The following is a 23,148-nucleotide window of genomic DNA, read 5'->3' as shown; positions in this document are numbered from 1 at the left end:
TTTATTATGGAAAATCACGAAAGCAACCAGCAGGCAAAACCAAAGCCAGCCCAAGAGCACCCATTGGCCAACATTCTGATCAATGTGCTCATCCCCGTGCTGGCACTTAGCTACCTTAGCAAGGATCCGGAAGTTCAGCAGCTCCTCGGAAAAGCTGTCAAACCCTGGCACATCGGTCCGCTAAAGGCATTGATCGTCGCCCTTATTTTTCCGATCTCCTACGGGCTATGGTTCTTTGCGAAAACGAAGAAAATGAATTTCTTCTCCGGTCTCGGGCTATTCTCTGTCCTCTTGACTGGCGGGCTGACGCTCTTCTTGTGGAACAAAGACGGGACGATCAAGGAAAACGCCGCCGTTCTATTCGGGCTCAAAGAAGCCTCGATCCCTTTCGTTCTCGGTATTGCAATCGTGGCTTCCCACTGGTCCAAAACTCCCCTTCTACGCACCTTTCTTTACAGCGATTCACTTTTCGACATCAATAAAATCGAAAGTAAGGTCGATCTATTGGGAAAGCAGGCAGACTATCAACGCGTCCTGTTCAGCGCGACTTTGCTCTTCTCCGCTTCTTTCTTCATCAGCACGCTCCTAAACTTCGGCCTATCCATGTATTTCTTGGGCGATCTGGATCACTTGGCCACAAACGCACGCGAGGTATACAATGCGAAAGTCGCCAAAATCACCGGCTGGGGATTTGCCGTGATCGGCGTGCCCATTATGGCATTTCTATTTTTCACACTTAGAAAACTGCTCAAGGGTCTTCGTGAGATTACCGGTCTGGCGGACGAAGAGCTTATGATGCCCCGCTGAAGCCTTCACTGCCCAGCGAAGATCAGACGCAAAAAAAAGCCCGGCGCAATCAGCTGCCGGGCAATTTTTTTTATATCTGTGACAGGATTTGTCTCCTGTCACGAAATCAATCGATTTTAGTCGACGAGATTGTCCACGCGCTGCGCGAGTTCAATATCAAGATCTGTGACGCCACCGACATCATGCGTGGTGAGCTTCAAGGTCACCTTTGTGTGTTTGATCGTAATATCGGGATGATGCTGAGCTTCTTCGGCGATTTCGCCCACGTTGTTCACGAAGTCAATTCCGTCCATGAATTCTTCAAACTCAAACGAGCGAGTGATGTATTTTTTCTCAATTTCCCACTCAGGGCATTTTTTGAGTGCGGAGATCAATTCTTCTTCTTCGAGCAGGTCGGACATGTATTCAGGGAGTTCGTTTAATGCGTTCGGGCAAAGATTGGCCGCATGGTTTCCGGCTTGGCAAGCCCGTCTTTGAATTTTCTCGAAAATTCCTGAATTTTCCGAAGAATCGCCCTATTTTTAGCTTCGGTCATATCTTGCAAAATCCGCAAGTGGTGACACCGTTTGTGAATCATGAAGTCTCTGTTATCTCTCTCTACCGTATTGGCTGGGGCCGCGGCCTTGCTGATGTCATCCTGCGCTCCATCCACGCCGGAATCACGGATTTATCAGAATCCACACCTCTACGGTAGATTGAGCAAAAAGGATCAGGATCTTGTTAGCCGCGGGGAAATCGCCAATGGGATGAGCAAGGATGCAGTCATCCTCGCCTGGGGAAATCCAGCGGATAAGGTGGATGGATTCCGCGATGGCCGCCGTATGGAACGCTGGGATTACACCGGCACGAAGCCTGTGGTGACCAACAATGTCTTCGGCGGATATCGCAGCGGTTACTATGGCCCCTATCGTTATTCCGGCTTCGGCGGCGGCTTTGGTCCAGAAATCACATACGTCCCGTATCGGAAAAGTTCCGTCTGGTTTGTAAACGATAAGGTGAACGAGTGGGAGCGCCAGCGCTAGGATCGAGCGGTAAGTCGCGAGCTTGCATTTAGTGATTAAGCAGCCATTCTTGCCACGATTCTGAAATCGAAAATATCCAAACTATGAAATACCAGACATTCTTGATGGCGGCCGTGGGTCTTGCCGCTGCGATGGGCTTTTCCTCCTGCTCGATGAACACCGCTGGCGGCGGTATGAGCGCCTATCAATCCTACGACAGACCGGCCAAATTGCCGAAGAACCCTTCCGCGGTTAAGGTAAAGGTTTCCCTTTCCAAACAGCGTGTCTACGTGATGGAAGGTAATGACATGCTTCTTGCCATGCCGGTATCTGTCGGCACAGCCAGCACTCCCACCCCAACGGGCAACTTCCGTATCTTTAACAAGGAGCACAAGCACCGGGCGAACTCCCACGGCTATGCCTATAGTGGAGACCAAGTGAAACAAACCTATCTAAGGAGCAAGCCTTCCGGATGGTCCTTCAAAGGCACGCCGATGCCTTACTGGTGCGAATTCAAGCCGAATTACGGCTTCCACACCGGCTGGGTGAAACATACTCCCTGCACCCACGGCTGCGTCCGGATGCACCAAAACCTGGCACCAAAATTCTATCGTTTGGTTTCCAACGGCACTCCCGTCAATATCTCCTACTCCCAGTCGGAAGATGCTCAGTATGCGGATATGCCATTGCCACCGGATGCGGGTCCACTTCCGGACTATCCTGGCTCCTTCTACATCAAGGACGATGCCTTCGATCTCCACAAAAAGCCATCCTACGAGTAAAACGACCATCGTCTGAATTTTTCACGACACGTCACCCGGCTTCCGGGCGGCGTGTTTTTTTGCCCACATAGTCGATATTTTTGGAATCCTCTTGCATCGTGGGGGGATAGGTTGCCATGTCTCAGATATGAGCAAATATTCTGAAATCCTAACTCATCCCGGCAGTTCGCATAAGGATGAGTTTTTGGCCTGCTGTCTACTGATCGCAGTAAACGAAGCCCCGGTCTTCCGCCGCGAGCCTACGCAGGAGGATTTGGATAATCCGAATATGGCAGTCGTGGATGTCGGTGGGGAGCACGATGCTTCGCGGGGAAACTTTGATCACCACCAATTTCCCAAGGACCATCCGCCGACGTGTTCCCTGAGCCTCGTGCTGATGGACCTGGAACTTTACGACGACGCGAGGAAATACTGTGACTGGCTGGAAGTTGCCGAATGGTTTGACACTCGAGGGCCGGTCGAGACCGCTGCGTGGCTGGGAGTCGAGCGGGAACTTTTGGCAAAACTGAACTCGACGGTGGATCTCACGTTACTCCGCCGCTTCGCCGGCATGTCCGAAATACGCCCCGGAGAGCCGATGTGGGAAGTGATGCGCTGGGTAGGCAGCGATCTGATCGGTTACCTGAAATCTCTCAGAGAGCGCTTAAATGAAATCGCCCGCTCCAGCGAAATCTGGGAAATCGATCACCCGACCGGTAGGTTCCGCGTGCTCTTCCTCCCTCGCTCCGAAAACATTTCAGAAGATGCATCATCGGGGTTGGCACGCTATGCCAGCAGCCTTCCAGAAGACCAGCAGGTGGTTGCCATGGTCTACCCGGACCGACGCGGCTCGGGATTTGCCCTCTCACGCTTCAATGATCATCTGGGCATGGACTTTACCCGTATTGAGACGGAAGAGGACGTGCATTTCGCCCATGTTCGCGGCTTTGTTGCGAAATCCTCTGCAGTGGATCTCGGCCGGGTTCGGGAGCTTCTTGCCAAGAGCTGGAAGCCAATCGATTGAAGGAGAACAGCAGCTCCAATTATATGAGGCGTTTACGTCGTATGAAACCGGTAGCAAAACGCTACCCGCATAGGTCCGTATTAATCGTAAGTGAGCTGTGCGCTGGCGGTGCAGAAAGCGGAGGCAACCACGCGTAACCAATAGGCGCTGTAACCATCAGGGAATATGTGCTCAACCGATTCTCCACTGGCAACGGAGATGGTGTCGTAAGTCACCCAGTCGCCCATGCCGGTGAGATCTACTTCGATGCGAAAATCGACCGAGGTGCCGGAATCATGCTCGAGTGAAATCTTTTTCCTGTCGTAGCCGGCTAAAAGATAGGGATCGGATGCTTTGTCTTTTTCCACTTTCGTATCCAGCCACGGGCCTCCCTTTCCACGTGGCTTCCCCAAGCTCCAGAGATCGTCGATTGAGCCAACCCAGACGGCTGCTTTGCCATCGCCCGAGCGGATGATGTGGGGATTTTCCGTGGCGTCGGGGGAGATGCCGGACAGAACCATGAGTCCCCGGTAGGAGGCGAATTCGGTGACGCCTGTCGTGGGTGCTGATCGGGCGCAGTCCGGAAAACCCGCCGGCATTGGTCGCCGGGAGTTCATAGAATGTTCCGTCCACGCTGAGCAGGTTGCGCTCTGTGACGACTTTGCGGGCGACCCGCAAGGGCACTGCTCCTTTTCGGAGAACGCGGATTGCATAGGCAGCCTCCAACGGCGTGCTTTATCATCGACCATGATGACGCTGGCAGCATCCCGTTGGACAACTCCCCCGGTGATAGGCGCTTTTTTCTTCACGCGGCTGAGGCTCTTCTTGTCATCGTTTTTCCTGAGCACCATATCCGCATCAAGTTCATAGTAGCCTGGGCGATACCTGCGGAGCTGTGCGGGGAGAAATCTTTCGGGAAACGCCAGAACATGCCGTGCATCGTCATTAAAAGATCCTCTTCGCCAATTTCTCGGATCCGGGGCCACTCAATATTCCATCCATGGGCACCATCGTAGCTGTGGCTGGATTTCGGCAAGCGGAAGGAATGCCACTCGCCATTTTCCAGAACCATGAGGATGAGCGAGCGGGTATCCCAGCCGATCGCCCAGACAGGATCGGTTTCGGGATTTTCATTCCCTTAAATTCCTCCGGGACCAGTGACATCGGCAAACTGTGCGCGGCGCACGACCGTCCATTTTTCCGCTTTTCCGTCCCATTCAGCTAGGCAGCCGGAAGGGATTGTGGGATCTTTCAGCGCTTCGGATCCGTGTTCACCATCATTGGTATAGATCAGTCTGCCCTGGCCGCTGTAGAGCCCTTTTCCGTGATAACCGGAAAGGTCCGAGTGGATGCCTTCTTTGTCGGCCTCGTCGGCCCGGAGCTTGGTGACCTCCAGCGACTTCACATCCAAACAGAAGTAAAAAGCACCCGAAACATCGATACAGATATCGAAAGCAGGAAAGCAGTGAAACTGCAGCTTGGTAAAAACCTCGCGGGAAGGCCGGGAGTGAAATCGGACAAGCTATTTTTCCGGGGTTGGATCGACGAAGTGTTCGTGGCGGATGAGGCCCTGAGCCTGGAACAGATACGGGAGCTAATGCAGAGCAGCCGGCTCAAACATTGATAGAAAACTTGTGTCATCACGGTGTCTGGATGCTCGATATATGCGTGACAGCAAGGGCAGGCGTGACAACTTCAACCGATGAATTTTCCGATGATTTCTAGTCTCAAGAAACAGGCTGGCGATCCGGTATTTCACAGGAGACAGGAAGAGGACTTTGTCCAGATCACCAGGCTCCGGGACCTCGGCATTCTTTCGAGTCGCTACAAGTTTTGCTTGGTGGTTTATGCGATACTGAGCATTTTGCTACCACTCCAACCAGCTTTTGCGGAACAACCCACGATCAGCCCACTAACATCCTTGGAGGAAATCAGAACCTTGGATTTCGAGAAGATATCCTCCCCTCTCCCGGTGGATGTGGAAGTCCAGATCACTCATTTCCATCCAAATATCAACGGAGCGTTCGTCACAGATGGTGAGAAAGGAATTTTCGCACAATTTTCCGTCAAAGCCGGAACGATCGAGCATCTGACTCCCGGTGCGCGTTTCCGGCTGCAGGGCACCACACATTCCGGCAATTTCATCCCTAGAATTGTAATTAGCGATTACGCCTACCTCGGCTGGATCTTCCCACCTTTGGAGTCAATTCCATCCAGCTTGAGAAAAGCCGGGCGGGAATCTGGTGTAGGAGCCACGACCATCTTTTCGAGGTGAGATCACCTCCCGGAGTGACCCTGCCAGCAAGTGTGAAACCGGGAGCCACATTGCGTTTCACAGGCATCTGCCACCTCAATCGCAGTCAACACAGAATCGCCAAACGCTTCGATCAATCCTTCTGGCTTCAGGTAAAAGGAATGCAGGACATTCGCGTCTTGGAAGCCGCACCATGGTGGACGCCCACGGTCATGCTCTGGACAATAGCCGTAGGAACATTACTCATCGTAGCCTTCCAGGTTTGGATCACATTGCTACGCCAGCGGGTGACGGCTCAAACAAGAATCATCTCCGATCAGATCAAACGAGAATCCATTTTGAAAGAGCGCCAAAGGATTGCCCGCGAGTTGCACGATACGCTCGAGCAAGCCCTGGGAGGCCTGACCATGTTGCTGGATAACTGCAGGCTGCAGATCAAGTCCCAACCGGAAAAGGGACTACGCTCCCTGGAGCTGGCAAAGGGAATGCTCCGCCACTGCCGCAAAGAATTCCGTGCTTCGATAAGCGAACTCCGTGGCGGGCTGCTTGAAAAAACAAGCCTCTATCATGCTGTCGTCCAGACGATCCAGCCTCTTGCCGAGTCATGCGATGCGAAATTCGAAGCGCACTGTTCCGGCCAGGAGAGAAAACTCCGCCTGCAGATCGAGCGACACATTTTAAGGATTGCATCGGAAGCTACCTCCAATGCGGTCCGCCATGGCAAGCCGCGAAAAATCCGCTTCGATCTGTCTTACACAGAAGAATCCCTGACCCTTTCCATACAGAACGACGGGCTGGAATTTTCTCCAAATGACGTGGCCGAAACCGAGCACTTCGGCATACTCGGAATGCATGAGCGCGCCAACCAAATCGGCGGAACCTTGGAGATAAATAGCGATTCCGCCGGCACATCCGTCATACTGAAAGTGCCCCGGACCAATGGATGGAACCCAGAAGAGATATGAATCCCAAACGTCAGGTAATTATCTGCAGTGAAGGCTCCTGTCGCTGTGTAGGTCTGGGTAAAAATCGGAGTATTTCCCAGGGCTGCTGTATTGGTATCACTGGGGTTCCCATTGTCCTTCATCAAGGCGATCACGATATCCGGGCGGTTGGCGTTCGCGCTTACCGAACTGTCGCTGAGTTTGAGGGTCAATGACTGGACGGTCGTCGCATCGACGGTCGGGAACGTGAAACCGAAAGTTCTTGCTGTAGCATTATTGGCCGTCTCTTTGTCGTCGCTCAGCCGGGTCACCCGGAAGGAAGATCCGTTGCTTGTAGAACTGGAGAGGTAAACATTGGAAGTCGGCGCAGTCTCCAGGCTTGTGATATTCAAGGCTCCCAGGGCCGGGGACGAAGCGGAAACGGCGCTTAGTATTAGCAGTGGTTTACACACGGATTTAATTAATGATTTTTTCATCGCGGTAATTTAGCTCCAGCGGCGGACTTTCCGTCTACTATCCAATAGTATGCCCATTGGTCCTCGGGACCAACCCCCGCACCGGAGGAAATGCTCCCCCTGCCGATTCCAAAACCGGTGCCATTTTTCGTGACAGAAAAAGTGCGGATGCCAGCCTCACTCCATGAGTGTGATATCGATTTCGAGCCTTAAGGACCAGGCTGGCGAGGTGCCGTTGATAGCAGTTGTCGCAGCACAGCTCCAATCCCGCGCTACCAAAACAACCAAAGGCGGCAAGCCGTATCTTGATCTGATGTTCGCGGATTCCACGGGCTTTCTGAATCTCAAAATCTGGTCGGAAACGCCGCTCTACCCGGAGGCAGAAGAGCTCCCTCTTCAGGCGATTGTGCGGCTTGAAGGCGAATGGACGCAGAATCAATATGGCATCAATGGGAACAACGTCAGCTGGCACAGACTGGACGATAGCGCGATCGCGGATTTTCTGGCGGGTGATCCGGTGGTGCGGAAAAAGCAGGAAAAGGATTTTGCCGATATCACAAGGCTTTGTGATTCCATCATTGATCCACGTCTGAAATTACTTTGCTCGCACTTTTTCGTGACCATGGGCGAGCGTTTTCGGCGGACGGCGGCCGCGAGGAAAAATCATCATGCGCGCCGTGGAGGCTTGGTGGAACATGTCGCTCAAATGATGCGCGCGGCTGATTTGATCTGCGGCATCTATCCAGAGCTGAACCGCGATTTGATGATCGCCGGAGTGCTTTTCCATGATTGCGGGAAACTCTGGGAAAATACCTATCCAGAAGATGGGTTTGGACAGATCCACTCAATGCATGGGGAAATGCTCGGCCATATCCCGCTGGGAATCGAGCTGGTCAATAAATTGTGGCGGGATTTGATCGAGAGCTCGGTTTTCAACGACTTCTCCGCTTCCAAACCCGCCACCGAGGATGTCCGGATGCACTTGCTCCACCTTATTGGAAGCCATCATGGATCATTGGAGTTCGGCTCTCCGGTTTTACCAAAAACTCCCGAGGCACACGCGCTCCACCATATCGATAATCTCGATGCCAAGATGGAGATGCTTCGCGATGCCTACGCACAGGCGACTGAAGTGGCGCCCGGGATTTATGACCGGGTTTTCCCGCTCCCGGCCAATCTCGTCCGCCCACTCAGAGAGTTTGAGAACGATACACCCGCATTATAAAAACAGCATCCCGAATATGGTGATCAAAACGATGAACAATAGATTCAGCGCGAATCCTACGCGAATCATCGCCCTTTGCTCGATCCTTCCGGTGCCGTAGACAATCGCATTGGGGGGAGTGCCGACGGGCATCATAAATGCACATGAAGCAGCCAACGCGAGCGGCAGAACCAATTTCCCCGGCGGCAGGTCCGCGGCGATGGCAAGCGAGTAAAAAATGGGCACGAATAGTGCCGCGCTCGCCGTATTGCTGGAAAGCTCCGTGAGAAAAATCACAAAACCTACCACAGCGGCTACGATCCCCCATAGCGGCCACCCATCAAGAAGCGCCTCCAAAGTTCTCGCAAGATAGAGACTGACACCGGAAGCCCCGAGGATACCGCTGAAAGCCAGGCCTCCACCGAAGAGCAACAACACCCCCCAATCCGTTCCCTCACCAATCTCTTTCCAGCTGACAACCTTCATCATCGAAATTGCAACCACTGCCAGCAGTGCGATCCATGTATCAGTATCCTCAATTCCCAGATAAGAGCCAATTTTTCCACTGAAGATCCAGGCTACGGCAGTCAGAAAGAAAATTCCCAACGTCAGCCGTCTGGGACGGGTAAACTCAAATGTTTCGCAGCCGGCGGAAACCTCCCCGTCCCGAATCGATAGCCTGGCCGGCTTCAACAGCACATATAATACCGCGATCATCACGGGCAACAACACGACCACTGCGGGAATGCCGAATTTCATCCAACCGGCAAAACTTATCCCCAGCGCTTTGGCCGCAATTCCATTCGGTGGGCTGCCAACAATTGTGCCCAATCCTCCGATACTTGCTGAATAGGCCAGTCCCAGAAGCAGAAAATGCGTATTCCCCACCGGGAGGACTTCCCCAGGCTGAATCTTGCGGAACTGATTCAAAACACCCACTGCGAGCGGAATCATCATCGCTGCCGTCGCAGTGTTACTCATCCACATCGAGAGCACTGCGGTCCCCAAAAAAAGGCAAACCGCTACGGAGATAAAATTTCCCCTGCCCAGTTTTCCTAGCTTTCCGGCAAGCCAGAGATCCAAGCCTTGCGCCGACAATGCGGATGCCAGGGCGAACCCTCCGAAAAACAAATAGATGGCAGGTGCCGAAAAAGCCGCCAGAGCTTCCTTCAAACCCGTCAATCCCGCCGCAGCCCCCAAAACCGGGACCAGCAATGCGGTAATGGGAAGAGGCAAGGCCTCGGAAAGCCAAAGCCATGCGATGCAGAAAAACACCGCCAACCCGATTCTCACGCTATCCGCATCAAGACCAGCCATCGCCGGTCCTTCGCTGGAAAACGGCACCAACCACGCCATAACCACGAATAAAAAGACGGCACCGAGAATCTTCATGAGACCGATTCAAACCTCCTATCCTTCGGTAGAACACAAAATTTGACGGTTCGGTAATTTTTCGACACTCTCATCGGACGATGAAAGGAAACCGCGTCTTCATAACTGCCTGTTGCGCACTGGCAGTGATGGCATTTTCTCAGCTTTTAATCTCCGGCATTGCTCTTGCCGTTAGATTCGAGGAAGGCAAGAAGGTGCGGATCGTCGAAAAGGAAGTCGAAAAACTCGTGCCCATCCGCATCAAAGTGCCTGTCGCCAGCGAACCGCGGAAGGCCATCGTGGAACGGCCCAAACCAGAGCTCCCCCCCGTGCCGGAGCCGGAGGAAATTGTCGAGCCAAGCATCGCGGATCCACGCTCCGAGCGACTCGTCACCGAGGCCCGCCAGGCACGCATAGCCGGAGATATGGGAATGGCCATCGTGAAGCTTGAAGAGGCACAGAAGGAGTCCCCGGATGATCCCACGGTTATTTTTGAACTGGGAGTCGTCCATGAGCTTATGGGCGTAAATGACAAGGCGGCTCAATACTACGAGCAGGTCTTCCAGATGGGTATTCAAGGTGCCGGAGAGCTTTACAAACAAGCGGCCCAGAAGCTCCGCGACGGCTTCGAGCAACCGACCGACATGCTGGGCAAAGTAGCTCTGGGGCGTGTCAGGATTTTCAAGGATCCAAAGGCCCCCGGCGGTGAACGGGTGGTTCTAACCGTGCCGGTGCAGAAAGCGCCCGGCCAGGAGATCGACGCGCAGGACATCGAGGTCGCGGTAACCTTTTTCAATAAAACAAACAAAGGACAGATCGTTCAGCTCGAGGATACCTCCTGGGCGGAGGCAGATTGGGTTTCACTACCCTTCGATTGGCAGGGTGGAGAGGAGACCCTGAGGATGAACTATAAGATTCCGGCCAGGGATACACAGACGGCACATCTATTTGGAGACCTGAGCTACTACGGGCAAGTCGTCACCCTGACATACAAGGGCGAGGTCCTCGATCTGCAGGCGTGGCCGCGCGATCTCGCCGCACGCATCGGCCAGACCGCCCCCGCCGGAAACCCGGGCAGCGATTTCCCGGAATTTTTGGATCAGGACATCCTCCCTCCAAATTTCGATCCCGATATCCCGCTTCTCAATCCACTCCCTTCAGAGTGAAATATTCCTCTCACCGCCCGGGTATGCCTGACGTGACCAATGAACACACATACGGAGATTACATTCCTCGCGAATGTATCTCGGAAACAGAGAAAACCAGAACATGGCTGGCGGAACAGGAATCCGTGGGCCGGATGGTATTGATCGAGGAGCTCAAGGAAGAAGCCATGGAGGACTGCGATTCCTTTCTAGCGGATGTGCGGGCGAAGGCTGCGGTGGAGCATCCCCTCGTCGGCTCCATCTACGAGGCTTCCAGAGAAAACGGCCGTTGTTTTTTTGCTCAAGAGTTACTCCCGGGAGAGACTCTTGAGCAAAGACTCAAGGCAGGAGAAAAAATTCAGCCAGTGCGCTTTGTCCATATTCTACGGCGCGTGGCAGAAGCCAATATCTACCACGAAACACATGATAACGCGACTTCCCCCATGGGACTGGAAGATGTCCATGTGGACTCGCATGATGTGATACGCATTAAAAATCTCGCCATCTGCGGGAGCTCTCTTCCGGGGCAATCATCCCGGGATGTGACCCGCTTCGGCACCAGCTACCAGGCACTGCTCGATACAGAAAAACCCGGAGCGACCCGCTGTCTCACCCTGCTGGCATGGATGCGCGGAGAACAAATCGAGGCACCTTTGCAATGGGCGCAAGTCCGCGGTTACTGCGAGCAGATCGAGCAGCAGCTTACCGACCCGACGGAGATGCCCGCTCCGGCGACCTCCGCTCTCCTACCGGGGAAAAAAAGCGGATTTGTCGGAGTCATCGCAATCATTCTGGGAATCCTTGCTCTGTGTATCTTTCTGATCCCGGGAAAGAAAAAGCCGACCCGGGCCTCCGAGGTGAAAAAGCCGGATCTCATCATGATCCCGGCTGGCCGCCATATCACACCGGATGGGATGAGACTCCGCACCGATAGCTTCCGCATATCGGCCTATGAGGTGACGATCGGGGAGTATGCGGAATTTTTGGAAAGACTCTCTCTGCTTTCGGAATCTGGGAAAGAAACAACCTTCGATCATCCGGAACAGCCGGAGAAAAAAACCGACCATATTCCGGATAACTGGGACTCGCTACTTGCAGCAGCGACAGAATCGGCCGAATGGGGCGGACACGAGATTAGCATTCATACCCCGGTGGTCGGAGTCGACTGGTGGGATGCCTATGCTTACGCAAAGTGGAAGCGTGGCTTTCTGCCAACTCAGGAGCAGTGGTTCAGTGCCCTGATGACAGGCGCGAAAGTCCCATCCGCCATCCCCATCAGCGACTGGCTTCCGGTGGACGAGCAAATCCAGGACCGCACTTCCAATGGACTGCTAGCAATGGCTGGCTCCGTGGCGGAGTGGACCAGCGAACCCCGCCCCACTCCATCCAACCCGCTCGGCACTCCTCTCTGGGTCCTTGCAGGGGGCTCTTACCTCAAGCCCAGCAAAGGCGCCGCCTCCCGCGAATGGGTGGAGGACCGCTCACTGCGCCGCGCCGATCTCGGCTTCCGGATCTGTATGGACATCGAGTAGGAAATCCACGGAAACCAGAAAACTCTCGGAATCAATTTCCATTCCCGGCGGCAGGCTGAGCCCTCCGGGATAGAGCTTTCCATCCTCTAGATACCAGCCGGGGAGCAATTTGCCACGTGAGCCAGCCTTGTATCCTGCTTGAAATGGGCTCCGCTCCGACGGTTTTGGCGGGTGAGGCAGCGACATACTAACGATTTTTCCCGCAACCGACAGGCAGGGCAGGTGGACCAGCCCCTCCAATCTGACGGGGATCAGTGCACTGGATCCAAAATCGAAAAATCGGACCGTCTTGCGGCTGAAATCAGCGGATGCCAATCGCTTTCTCAACGCTTCCCCGCCTACCCAGATCGCGCCATCCTCCGCGCTGAACGCGCTTTCGCTGATGAATTTTCCGCCGGTTTGGGACGCGAACGAAATCAGAACCGCATCAATTCCCAACTGCTGCCTGTCTTCTTCCAGCATCCGGATGACACAGCCTCTCGGCAATGCCTCAAGCTGGGTAAGCTGATAGCCGTTAAAGGTTTCCGCGGTTCCTTTTCCGGAAAATCGATTCGCAATCGCCTCGCCGGAAGTTTTCATCATGGCCTGCTGCACCAGCTCACAGGTTAACTTACGATTGTGGATTTCCTCTCCCACTGCGATCGACAGACCGTAGGGGATGCGATACGGGGTTTTTCTAAAGAAACGTCCTCTTTCGTAAGAGAAGATCGAGCCCCATGATCCATCCACCCAGAGCGGAAAAACAGGGACTTTTGCCTTTCGTGCGATCAGCTCAAAGCCTCTCTCAAGCTCGCAAAGCCCGCCCGTCCGCGTTAACTGCCCTTCCGGAAAAAGGACAACCAAATGACCCGCTTCCAAAGCTTCAATCGTCTTTCTGATTGCCTCCAGGGGTTGATCGCGCCGGATCGATAAGGTGCCGAAAAGTCTTGCCGAAAGACGTATCAGACGGCTCGCCATAAAGGTCTCATCCATCACGAAGCGAACCTGCCGCTCGGATACCGCAGAGATGAAAAACGCATCCGCGTAGGAAACATGATTGGGGAGAATCAACGCCCCGCCGTGCGCGGGAAGACGCTCCGTGCCACTGAATTTGATCCTATACAGCGTTTTCACGATCGCGAGGCACACCAGCCGGATCATGTCCGCAGGCAGTAACCGAACGATGAACCATGTCATCAAGCCGCAGGACAACGCTACGGCAAGCATTTGTCCGCGATAGCCTTCCAGCTCTGTGAGTCCCACAGCGGCTGCCACCCGGATCATGATCTCAATGGCGATCACCGCACTGATCCCCGCAAAACAATCCTGCAAGTTCACAGCGGCCTGCAGCTCACCGCGCTTGTTCGCGGGGTATCGATCCTGCATCCACGCATTGAGCGGCGAAAGGAACAATGCTGAAAAAAATGCCAACATCCCGAGGCAGACCAAAAACGGCCAGCCCCCCGGCGTGAGAAATGCCAGGACAAGGGCCGTCACTGTCATCGCGAGACCTGCCAGGGGAACCCAGCCAAGCTCGATCTTTTTCCGGAGCAACCAGGAAGCATAGCCGAAGCCCAGAGCCATCCCCAGCGAAGCGGATGCCATAAACATCGATGAAAGCGTCCCAAAGCCTTCGCCACCATCGGTAAGAGACTTCGCCACCTTAACGGACCATAGATTGATAAACGACGCAAAGCCCCAGAAATAAGCGACGCCCAGGGAAGCTTGTCTGAGCCCTCTATCAACCCAGAGCTCGCGAACATCTTTGAAATGGCTGACAAGCAGCTTTGCGCTGAGTTTCGCGCCTCCATGGGCAGATACCCTCGGGATCGCAAGCGCCATGAACACGGCGGGAACCGAGCAGCATGCCAGAATCAGCAAGGGCAAGAATGCAGCCTGCCAGGCAATTTCCGAGACCGAACCCAGAGCCCTATAGCGGTAATCATACCACCAGCCGGCCACCACCTGGCCCGCCAGGATCGCAAGCATTGCGGTCATCTGCTGAACACCAGCGGCAAAACCAAGATGTTTCGAGCCGACCAATTCCTTGTTGATACCTATCTTGGCCGGACTGAAAAAGGCAGACTGCACCGCTAGCAGAAAGAATCCGACCAGCCCGAGAGGCAGGTTTTTCAAAAAGACCGCCAAACAAATCAGAGCGAGTATACCGACCTGTGCGACCGCCGCTCCAAGGATTACATTTTTCTTGGAATATCGATCGCTCATCCACCCCGCCAAAGGGGCAAAAAGCACAAACGGTAAGGCAATCATCAGCCCGGCCCAGGATTCTACGCTGAAGCCCACCGCTCCACCCAGTGGGATCAGAATGAATTGGGCGGCCTTGTCATTGAAGGCGTTCTGGGTCTGCTGGACGATCATGCTCCAGTAACCCATCCATTGCCGTTTGGTCGGCTCACCTTCGGGTTCGTCCGGAATTATCATCTCAGTAGAAAATTAAATGTGTGCGCCGCGGCAATCGAGCTTCTGATTCATTTCCAGAGCCGGATTGAGCTCACGGGCCTCCCCTACGACCACTGCCGGCACACCGGCCACCGTCGTATGCGGCGGCACATCATTGAGCACCACACTCCCCGCACCCACTTTCGCCTGTGTGCCGATTTCGACACGGCCAAGGATCTTCGAGCCGGCTCCGATCAATACCCCGGACCGGATGACGGGATGTCTGTCGCCGGTTTCCTTTCCTGTTCCTCCCAGCGTCACCTCATGGAGAATCGATACGTCATCCTCAATGATCGCCGTTTCTCCGACGACAAAGGACGTCGCATGATCCAGCAGGATCCCGCAACCGATTCTCGCGGCAGGATGAATATCCGTGGCAAAAACTTCCGATGAAACGCTCTGGAAATAGAGCGCCAGCCAGCGCCGCCCGTCCTGCCAGAGCTGATGGCTCACGCGGTAGGTGCACAGTGCCATAAAACCCTTGAAAAACAATAAAGGCTCCAGCGGAGAAAAGCAGGCGGGATCCCGCTCGAACATTGCCAATAGATCACGGCTGCACGATCTTGCAATGTGATCATGCTGTGTGAAAATCTCCTCGATCAAAGGCTCCATGATTTCCCTCGGCATGTCCTCCCTGGCCAGTCGACGGCTGAGCCGTGCGGAAAGACTTTTCGCGAAGCTATCCCGGGAAAGCACCACATCATCCACCAGAGCCCGCAGCCCCTCCTCTTCATTCCATAACCGTCCCGCTTCCGATCTCAGCCGCATCCACAGGTTTTCCAAATTCGCTGCTTCCCCCTGGCACAACTTCATTCCACTCTTTCCCACCGCCGTTTGCTCTCTATCGCTCATGAAAATTTCCCAAAAATTAGAATATGCCTGTAGGGCGCTTGTACAACTCGCGAAGGCCTATGACGGAAAGACTCTTACCCGTCTTGACGAACTCGCGCAACGCGAAGCTGTTTCCGCAAACTTCCTCGTGCAAATCTTAAATGATCTTCGCAGGGGCGGATTGATCGAATCCCGCCGCGGTGCCTCCGGAGGATATTCACTCTCACGTTCTGCCGACAGCATCACCCTGCGACAGATTGTCGATGCCGTGGAGCCCTCCCAGCTACAAAATACCGCACTTGCCCAAGGAGAGTCCGGCGGCGCCGTAAAACGGGCATGGGAAGATATTTCGGAGCAACTGGCCCAAAATCTCGAAAAAGTTACCCTGGAGTCGCTGTCGGCCCAAGCGAGTGATCCGATGTTCTACATCTAATCCCGAGGTATTTGTAAAATAAGAGATTTTTTCCCCGTATTCCCCCTCCAATGATCCGCTGGTTCGCCCGAAACGATATCGCCGCTAATTTCCTGCTCTTCGGCATTCTTGCGTGGGGTATCTGGTCCGCTGTGGAAAAAGTGGCCATGGAAGTGCAGCCATCCTTTCAGCCCGATCAAATCGTCATCAATGTGCCGTATCGCGGGGGCAGCCCGGCGGATGTGGAGAAGGCTGTAGTCTTACCGATCGAAGCAGCGCTGGAAGGAGTATCCGGCATTGATTCCATCGAGTCCCGCGCCGGCAGCGGCAATGCCCGGGTCATCGTTTTTTCCGAGTCCAAGAGGAATCTCAAGGGCCTTCTCGAAGAAGTGAAAACCCGCGTCGATCGAATCAATAGCTTCCCCCCCGAGACCGAGCCACCTAATGTTTCCATCCCCGATAGCAGCCAGTGGTTCGATGTCATCAAAATCGCTGTCCAGGGTGAGATGAGTCAGGACGATCTGCTGCGTGCCGCGCGATCCGTCCGCGATGATCTCATCGCCATGCAAGGCATCTCCCAAGCAGGTGTTCTGGGCAACGCCCCCCTTGAAATCGCCATCGAGGCGGATCCGTTGCGATTGCGCGATTACGGCCTCACTCTCGCGGACCTTTCCACCGCCATCCAAAAATCCTCCATCGACCTACCCGCCGGCAGAATCCAGACAGATGAAGGCTCCCTCACCATCCGCTCCCGTGGCCAAGCCTATACGCGCAGTGACTTTGAAAACATCGTCATCAGCAACCAAAAAGGCTCTGAAGTCACTCTTGGCACGGTCGCCAAGGTTTCCGATGGCTTCGAGGACGGCAGCAAGATCATGTATTTCAATGGCAAGCCGTGTCTCCTGGTGGAAGTGCTACGCCTGGGAGATGAAAACGCGCTGGAGATTGCCGCAAAGGTCAAAAAATACGTCGCAACCGCCCACGAGCGTTTCCCCGAGGGCATTTCGCTTTCCGTCTGGGATGACTCTTCCGAAGAGTTGGAAGGGCGGCTTGGCACTCTGCTTACCTCCATGCTTCAAGGTGGATTATTGGTTCTTATTGTTCTCGGGCTGTTTCTCCGTCCGATGCTCGCCTTCTGGGTGGTAATCGGTATCCCGGTCGCATTTGCCGGCGGATTTATCGTTATGCCATTCGTGGGCCTGACCGCGAACGTGATGTCCATCTTCGGCTTTATTATCGTTCTCGGCCTGGTCGTCGATGATGCCATCGTCACTGCGGAGAACGTCTACATCAAGCTGCAGGAGGGGAAAGATCCGCTGGATGCTGCCACAGAAGGGACATTGGAAGTCGCCACACCCGTTACCTTCGGGGTAATCACCACGATTGTTGCTTTCATTCCACTGATGTTCTTCGATGGATTCTACGGGGCATTCACCAAACAGATACCACCGATCGTGGCCGCCGTTCTAGTTTTTTCACTCATCGAGTCAAAACTAGCCCTGCCCTGCCACCTGAAGCACGTCAAAGTCCGGCGCAAAAAGTTCAACAAGCTGGAGCGTATCCAAAAGCGCATTGCCAACAGCCTGGAAGATTTTGTGACAAAGTTTTACGAGCCGAGCCTCAGATTCAGCACCAGGCATCGCTACATCACCCTTGCGCTATTCCTGGCGGTCGGTCTGGCATCGGTGGGATATTTTACCTCCGGCAAGATGGGATTTGTCAATATGCCTTCCATTGACAGGAACCGTATTGTTGCCGCGCTTCGCATGCCTTCCGATACGAAAGTCGAGATCACGGAAGAACGCGTCCAGCAGATCACTTCCGCCGTCGATCAGCTGAAAAAGGAGTTTATCGATCCCGGCACGGGGAAATCCGTGATCAATGATGTCCTGACAACATCCGGCGGCTGGTCCGGCAATAATAACGCGGAGCCCGAGATGGGATTTGTGGTCATCGGGATCACAGACCCGGGAAAACGGGTCGAGCCCGGACCGAAGAATAGCGAAATTGCCGCGCGCTGGACGGAGCTGGTGGGCGAGATCCCTGATGCGCAAAGTTTCTATATCATCGGAGACAGAGGGGGCGGCATGGGCGGCGATAATGAAGTGGAGCCGCTGAAAATCGAGCTCAGAGGTCCGGACACCGATGAAAAGGACGATGTCAGCCGTGAGATTGTGGATCTCTTGGAGTCCTACGATGAAATCAAAAGTGCGTTCAGTAACTCCAGTGGCACAAACGATGAGCTTCTGATCACCATCCGCCCCGAAGGTGAGGCTCTTGGTCTCACCCAGCGCGAGCTTTCCCGGCAGGTCCGCAGTGCATTTTTCGGGGAGCAGGCGCAGCGGGTCCAGCGCGAGCGTGATGACATCCGGGTGATGATCCGCTTACCGAAGGAGCAGCGCGAGTCACTCTCGACTCTCGACCACCTCCGTATCCGCACACCTTCCGGCGGTGAGGCGCCTTTCTATACCGTTGCCAGCGCGACTTATGCCAAAGCCCGCTCGAACATCCAGCGGATCGATGGTTCGCAGGTCATCACCATCAAGGCAAAGCCTGTCGATGAAACGGTGGATGTTGTCGCGATCTCTCATACCCTTGCCCCGGAAATCGATAAAATCGTCAATAACTACCATGATTTATCCTGGCGCTACACGGGCTACGTGGCGGATCACGAAGAGACGAGAAAACGCTCTATTTACGGCAGTATCGCTCTGTTCACGGTGCTCTACGCACTGCTTGCCATCCCGTTTCGTTCTCTCTACCAGCCGTTGTTCGTGATGCTTGCCGTGCCGTTCGGCGCAATCGGCGCGTTGTTCGGCCATATTCTCATGGACATCACTCCTTCCTATCTGTCGATCTTCGGAATCCTCGCGCTGGCGGGAGTGGTGGTGAATGACTCGCTGGTGATGGTGGATTTCATCAATCAGAAAACGCGGGCTGGCGAAGATCTCGTGGAATCTGTCATCCATTCCGGCACACGACGCTTCCGCCCGATTTTCCTGACTTCCGCCACAACGTTCGCCGGGTTGATCCCTCTGCTTTTCGATCGGTCATTACAGGCCCAACTGCTAATTCCGATGGCGACTTCGCTTGCCTTCGGAATTCTGTTTGCAACGGCCATTACCCTGTATCTGATCCCATCGTCCTACTTGGTCGCCGAGGAAATTCGGATGATTCTGGGTAAAGCGTGGAACTGGTGGCGCTACCCGAACGGGAAACCTGCTCCGGAAAGTGAGCTGGATACGGGACAAACCGCCGAATCTTAAAAGATCGGCGGGCTCTGCCTCGGTTATCAAGCAAGCCAACCGTTTTTCAGGCACTCCACATCCTTGAGAATTGCGTCCACATCGTTGCCCAATAGAGTCGCATGACCCATCTTACGCATCCCAGTGGCGCGGCGTTTTCCGTAGAGGTGTAACACCGAACCATCGGTTTTCATCAGATTTGTCCAATCCGGCGGCTGCGTCTCCGCTGGCCAGAAATCGCCTAGTAGATTCAGCATCACGCAAGGAGAAACCAGCTTTGTGGAACCAAGCGGCAGGCCCAGGGCAACGCGTAACTGCTGCTCGAACTGCGAGGTCGCACAGGCATCCAGTGTATGGTGCCCGGAGTTGTGCGGCCTTGGAGCCATCTCATTGACCACCAGCGAGCCATCGTGATTTACGAAAAACTCCACACCAAGAATGCCCCGGTAATCCAGAGCCACGGCTACTTGTTGGGCAAGTTCCCGGGCTTTCGCCGAGGTTTCAGGAGAAATTCTAGCGGGCACGATTGAGACATCGAGAATATGCTTCCGGTGGCGGTTTTCCGCAGGGTCATAGGTTTTCACCTCTCCATCAGCAGCGCGCACCACCATCACAGAAATTTCTTTTTCAAAGGGAACCCAGCCCTCGAGCACCGCCCGCTGCTTCCCGAACTCTTCCCAAGCACTGGCTGGATCTTCATTTCCTTCAAGCTTGAGCTGGCCTTTTCCATCGTATCCGAATGCGGCGGTCTTCAGCACTCCCGGGCCATTTAGCTCTGCCATCGCGGAGCGGAGATCGTCCAATGTCTCGATCACCCGGAACCAAGTGCATGGGATCCCGTGTTCGCGCAGAAAGTTTTTTTCGCGTTCGCGGTTCTGGCAGATCCCGACGGCAGATGGAGAAGGAAACAAGCCGATGCATTTTTCCACTCCCTGCAGAGTAGCCAAAGGGATGTTTTCAAATTCTACGGTGGCGACTGTGGCCAACGAACAAAATTGCTCGAGCGCCTCCGGACTATCGAAAGGTAGATCAATGACATCATCCGCTACCTCGACAGCAGGAGCCTCGAGCCCACCTGTCCAGACGACCGAACGGACACCCATGCGACGGGCCGCGAGAGCAAGCATACGACCCAATTGGCCGCCGCCGATCACACCGACTGCCTGTTGCTTATCCAGAGGAAAAAATACCGAAGCTGACATATTCAGAAAATTTCAATCGAGCTCGGGAAGGACCGCCTCGGAGACCTTGGCGGTCTGGGCCTTGCGGAAGTTTGCAAGCTTCTCTGCCAATTCGGCGTCGTTTACCGCCAGCATTGCCACTGCAAACAGGCCGGCATTGGTGGAGCCGGCTTTACCAATCGCAAAAGTAGCTGTCGGGATGCCCGCCGGCATCTGCACGATCGAAAGCAAGGAGTCCACGCCTTTCAGAACCTTGGACTCGACCGGCACGCCAAGAACGGGCAGTTCTGTCATCGCTGCCACCATCCCGGGAAGATGGGCAGCCCCGCCAGCACCGGCGATGATGCATTTCAGGCCGTTTTCCTTGGCACCTTTCGCATATTCAACCAGTCGCTCCGGTGTGCGGTGGGCGCTGACGACCTCAGCATGATACGGAACTCCGAAATCCTTCAGCACCCGTGCAGCGTGCTCCATCGTCGGCCAGTCCGACGTGCTTCCCATAATAATACCAACACTCATGAGCCGACAGACTGCTATGCCGATGGGCGAACGTCAATATCTTGCCAATCACATCAACGCGGCGAACTGCAATGGCTCCAGCGTCAGCTTTTGCGTCGCTACAATACTCTTTCCAGCCACGATATCGGTAAACGTCTTGCGCATCCCCACTTGACGGAGCCGGGTTGCGGAAAGGTCCTGCTCATGTTCCGAAAAATTCGCCAGACACAGCACGCTCTGTCCACCATAACTGCGGAAGTAGGCGAAGACATGGGGATTGCCCGTATCGACAAATTCCGTGTGGCATTCCTGGAAAGCCTGGTTGTTTTTCCGGATCTGGGAAAACTTGAGGAACCCGGTAAAAATCCGCCCTTCGATCGAATCGGGGTCTTTACGCCGTTCAGCTTTCTCCCAGTCAAATTGAGGGCGGTGCATCCAGCGATCATCGCCATCCTTGCCCGGATCCTGGATGTAATCGTAGTCATTGGTGAGGCCGATTTCATCACCAAGGTAGATCAACGGGATTCCTCCCATCGTGAAAATGATTCCATGGAGCAGAAGGATTCGCCTGATCGCCATCTCGATCTGGTAATCATCTTTTTCATAGATCCCTTTCTCCAGGCCGCATAGCGAAGCAGTGGTCCCGCAGATACGTGCGTCGCCTGTCTGCGGGTTATGCTGGAACATTTTTCCCCGCGCGAAGCTATCGCCCTCTCCGGAGAAAAAGCGGTTCAAGAACCAGCGGTGATCGTGAGGATTTACCTGGATTTCCCACAGATCCCTATCTTCAAAGCCCCAGCCGATATCATCATGGCAGCGGACGTAATTGACCCATGAGCACCCTTTCGGCAGCTCGAAACGCTTGGGCAAGCAATGCGAAAGAATGCGTGAGTCCCGCGTAGCGATCGAGTTCCAGAGCTGGACCATCAATGGTGGATTATAGGAAAGATGACATTCCTCCTCCGAAACATATTTCTTGATCTCGTCCGGGGCGACGATTGCCTCCGATTTGAAAATCAGGGCCGGCGCCGCGATACGGGCCAGACAATTGAATGCCTGGATGAGCTGATGGGCCTTCTCAAGGTTCTCGCAGGAAGTTCCTTTTTCCTTCCAGAGAAACGGCACGGCATCCATACGCAGCATTTCCACCCCGGCATTGGCGAGGTAAAGCATCTCCCCCGCCATCGCATTGAAGACATCTGGATTGGAGTAGTTCAGATCCCACTGGAAGTTATTGAAGGTTGTCCAAATCCACTTTCCAACACTGGTCCGATAAGTGAAGGATCCCGGATGAGCATCCGGGAAAATAGGACGGAGGGTTTTCTCATACTGATCCGGCTCCTCCCGATTTGGATACATCCGGTAATAGCTGGCAAACTCTTCGTCGCCCTTGAGCGCCTTTTTCGCCCACTCATGCTCGTCCGAAGTATGATTGAAGACGAAATCCAGCACCAGAGACATCCCCTGCTGGCGAAGCTCCGCCGCCAGCTCCCTCAGATCTTCCATCGTGCCTATCGCCGGATCCAAATCACGGTAGCTGCTGATCGCATAACCACCATCGTCATCACCTTCGGGGCTTTTGAAAATCGGCATCAAATGCAAATAGGTCACGCCCAGTTCCTTCAGATAGGAGATATGCTCCCGCAGACCTGCCAGATCTTTCGAGAAGAGATCCACATAAGCCATCGCTCCTACGACGCGATTTGACTGATACCAGTGCGGATGTCCCTCACGGATCGCGTCCAGACTTTTGAGATCCCCATCGCGCTCCAGCCAGGAATGTGCCGCCGTGGAAAGGATCGCCTCCACATGATAAAAGAAATCATATCCGGGGCCGTAAATGCGCCAGAGCAAATCAAAAAGAGTCGGGAAATGATCATCCAATCTCGACTCAAATGCCTGCCACTCGGCGGTGCCGACTTCTTCTGGAAAAGCCTTGTGTAGGCGGGGAAGCAAGCGGGCAAGCGTCAGCCGGCTTTCGCGGGCGGTGGGAGTGGTATCTGTATAGGTAATCATGTATTAGACAGGCAGTAAGAGGATGGAGCGACCTGATTCACCCCGCAGA

20 protein-coding genes are annotated in these 23,148 nt (G+C 54.4%); 11 read left to right on the top strand and 9 right to left on the bottom strand.

What is annotated here, in order from left to right; translation table 11 throughout:
* Positions 1-6: 6 nt before the first annotated feature.
* Complete coding sequence (locus ACFSSA_RS12805; protein ID WP_386820882.1) at positions 7-807, top strand: VC0807 family protein; 801 nt, start codon at positions 7-9, stop codon at positions 805-807.
* Positions 808-923: 116 nt separating this feature from the next.
* Here the strand turns inward: ACFSSA_RS12805 and ACFSSA_RS12800 are convergent, their stop codons facing one another.
* Positions 924-1,208 carry a 4a-hydroxytetrahydrobiopterin dehydratase gene (locus tag ACFSSA_RS12800; RefSeq protein WP_386820881.1) on the bottom strand — a complete coding sequence of 95 codons (285 nt, stop codon included), beginning with the start codon at positions 1,206-1,208 and terminating at the stop codon, positions 924-926.
* Positions 1,209-1,382: 174 nt separating this feature from the next.
* On the opposite strand from ACFSSA_RS12800, the gene ACFSSA_RS12795 reads away from it, so the two are divergent.
* From ACFSSA_RS12795 to ACFSSA_RS12785, 3 genes are all read left to right on the top strand, one after another.
* A complete protein-coding gene (locus ACFSSA_RS12795) occupies positions 1,383-1,829 on the top strand; it encodes a hypothetical protein (protein WP_386820880.1) in 447 nt (148 codons plus the stop codon).
* A gap of 83 nt (positions 1,830-1,912) precedes the next feature.
* The gene (locus ACFSSA_RS12790) at positions 1,913-2,590 is read left to right on the top strand and encodes a L,D-transpeptidase (protein WP_386820878.1); all 678 of its coding nucleotides are present in this window, start codon (positions 1,913-1,915) and stop codon (positions 2,588-2,590) included.
* A gap of 127 nt (positions 2,591-2,717) precedes the next feature.
* A complete protein-coding gene (locus ACFSSA_RS12785) occupies positions 2,718-3,593 on the top strand; it encodes an MYG1 family protein (protein ID WP_386820877.1) in 876 nt (291 codons plus the stop codon).
* A gap of 80 nt (positions 3,594-3,673) precedes the next feature.
* On the opposite strand, the gene ACFSSA_RS12780 is transcribed toward ACFSSA_RS12785, so the two are convergent.
* Together ACFSSA_RS12780 and ACFSSA_RS12775 are read right to left on the bottom strand one after the other, a co-directional pair.
* Positions 3,674-4,189 carry a hypothetical protein gene (locus ACFSSA_RS12780; RefSeq protein ID WP_386820875.1) on the bottom strand — a complete coding sequence of 172 codons (516 nt, stop codon included), beginning with the start codon at positions 4,187-4,189 and terminating at the stop codon, positions 3,674-3,676.
* Positions 4,190-4,710: 521 nt separating this feature from the next.
* Complete coding sequence (locus ACFSSA_RS12775; RefSeq protein ID WP_386820874.1) at positions 4,711-4,977, bottom strand: hypothetical protein; 267 nt, start codon at positions 4,975-4,977, stop codon at positions 4,711-4,713.
* Between the two features lie 309 nt (positions 4,978-5,286).
* On the opposite strand from ACFSSA_RS12775, the gene ACFSSA_RS12770 reads away from it, so the two are divergent.
* The 3 genes from ACFSSA_RS12770 to ACFSSA_RS12760 all read left to right on the top strand — a co-directional run bounded on the left by ACFSSA_RS12770 (position 5,287) and on the right by ACFSSA_RS12760 (position 8,450).
* A complete protein-coding gene (locus tag ACFSSA_RS12770) occupies positions 5,287-5,847 on the top strand; it encodes a hypothetical protein (RefSeq protein ID WP_386820873.1) in 561 nt (186 codons plus the stop codon).
* Positions 5,844-6,791 carry a sensor histidine kinase gene (locus tag ACFSSA_RS12765; protein WP_386820872.1) on the top strand — a complete coding sequence of 316 codons (948 nt, stop codon included), beginning with the start codon at positions 5,844-5,846 and terminating at the stop codon, positions 6,789-6,791. Before ACFSSA_RS12770 ends, ACFSSA_RS12765 begins: the two co-directional genes overlap by 4 nt.
* Before the next feature lie 618 nt (positions 6,792-7,409).
* Complete coding sequence (locus tag ACFSSA_RS12760; protein ID WP_386820871.1) at positions 7,410-8,450, top strand: 3'-5' exoribonuclease YhaM family protein; 1,041 nt, start codon at positions 7,410-7,412, stop codon at positions 8,448-8,450.
* Here the strand turns inward: ACFSSA_RS12760 and ACFSSA_RS12755 are convergent.
* Positions 8,445-9,821, bottom strand: a complete 1,377-nt coding sequence (locus tag ACFSSA_RS12755; protein ID WP_386820870.1) for an SLC13 family permease — start codon at positions 9,819-9,821, stop codon at positions 8,445-8,447. The genes ACFSSA_RS12760 and ACFSSA_RS12755 overlap by 6 nt on opposite strands.
* An 80-nt stretch (positions 9,822-9,901) precedes the next feature.
* Between ACFSSA_RS12755 and ACFSSA_RS12750 the strand changes: the two genes are divergently transcribed.
* Positions 9,902-10,966, top strand: coding sequence for a tetratricopeptide repeat protein (locus ACFSSA_RS12750; protein ID WP_386820868.1), 1,065 nt, complete (start codon positions 9,902-9,904; stop codon positions 10,964-10,966).
* Complete coding sequence (locus ACFSSA_RS12745; protein ID WP_386820867.1) at positions 10,963-12,477, top strand: SUMF1/EgtB/PvdO family nonheme iron enzyme; 1,515 nt, start codon at positions 10,963-10,965, stop codon at positions 12,475-12,477. The genes ACFSSA_RS12750 and ACFSSA_RS12745 overlap by 4 nt, the downstream gene beginning before the upstream one ends.
* On the opposite strand, the gene ACFSSA_RS12740 is transcribed toward ACFSSA_RS12745, so the two are convergent.
* Positions 12,427-14,898 (bottom strand): MFS transporter, encoded by a 2,472-nt coding sequence (locus tag ACFSSA_RS12740; RefSeq protein ID WP_386820866.1) that lies wholly within the window; start codon positions 14,896-14,898, stop codon positions 12,427-12,429. The genes ACFSSA_RS12745 and ACFSSA_RS12740 overlap by 51 nt on opposite strands.
* A gap of 12 nt (positions 14,899-14,910) precedes the next feature.
* Positions 14,911-15,768 (bottom strand): serine O-acetyltransferase, encoded by an 858-nt coding sequence (cysE, locus tag ACFSSA_RS12735; protein WP_386820865.1) that lies wholly within the window; start codon positions 15,766-15,768, stop codon positions 14,911-14,913.
* On the opposite strand from cysE, the gene ACFSSA_RS12730 reads away from it, so the two are divergent.
* Together ACFSSA_RS12730 and ACFSSA_RS12725 are read left to right on the top strand one after the other, a co-directional pair.
* Complete coding sequence (locus tag ACFSSA_RS12730; protein WP_386820864.1) at positions 15,767-16,180, top strand: RrF2 family transcriptional regulator; 414 nt, start codon at positions 15,767-15,769, stop codon at positions 16,178-16,180. The two genes, cysE and ACFSSA_RS12730, sit on opposite strands and share 2 nt — an antisense overlap.
* 50 nt (positions 16,181-16,230) lie before the next feature.
* Positions 16,231-19,425, top strand: coding sequence for an efflux RND transporter permease subunit (locus tag ACFSSA_RS12725; RefSeq protein ID WP_386820863.1), 3,195 nt, complete (start codon positions 16,231-16,233; stop codon positions 19,423-19,425).
* Positions 19,426-19,451: 26 nt separating this feature from the next.
* Here ACFSSA_RS12725 and ACFSSA_RS12720 read toward each other — a convergent pair whose 3' ends face one another.
* Genes ACFSSA_RS12720 through ACFSSA_RS12710 form a run of 3 tightly spaced genes read right to left on the bottom strand, consistent with a single transcriptional unit; the run spans position 19,452 to position 23,099 of the window.
* Positions 19,452-20,606, bottom strand: a complete 1,155-nt coding sequence (locus ACFSSA_RS12720) for a 5-(carboxyamino)imidazole ribonucleotide synthase (protein ID WP_386820862.1) — start codon at positions 20,604-20,606, stop codon at positions 19,452-19,454.
* Between the two features lie 12 nt (positions 20,607-20,618).
* Positions 20,619-21,104 (bottom strand): 5-(carboxyamino)imidazole ribonucleotide mutase, encoded by a 486-nt coding sequence (purE, locus tag ACFSSA_RS12715; protein ID WP_386820861.1) that lies wholly within the window; start codon positions 21,102-21,104, stop codon positions 20,619-20,621.
* 48 nt (positions 21,105-21,152) lie between these two features.
* Entirely contained in the window at positions 21,153-23,099 is a 1,947-nt protein-coding gene (locus ACFSSA_RS12710) for an alpha-amylase family glycosyl hydrolase (RefSeq protein ID WP_386820860.1), read from the bottom strand.
* Positions 23,100-23,148 lie beyond the last annotated feature (49 nt).

Origin of the sequence: Luteolibacter algae, from assembly GCF_042683045.1 — a bacterium.
GTDB classification, from domain to species: domain Bacteria; phylum Verrucomicrobiota; class Verrucomicrobiia; order Verrucomicrobiales; family Akkermansiaceae; genus Luteolibacter; species Luteolibacter algae.
The sequence above is the reverse complement of the archived record's forward strand: the minus strand, read 5'-3'. Positions and strand labels throughout refer to the sequence as shown.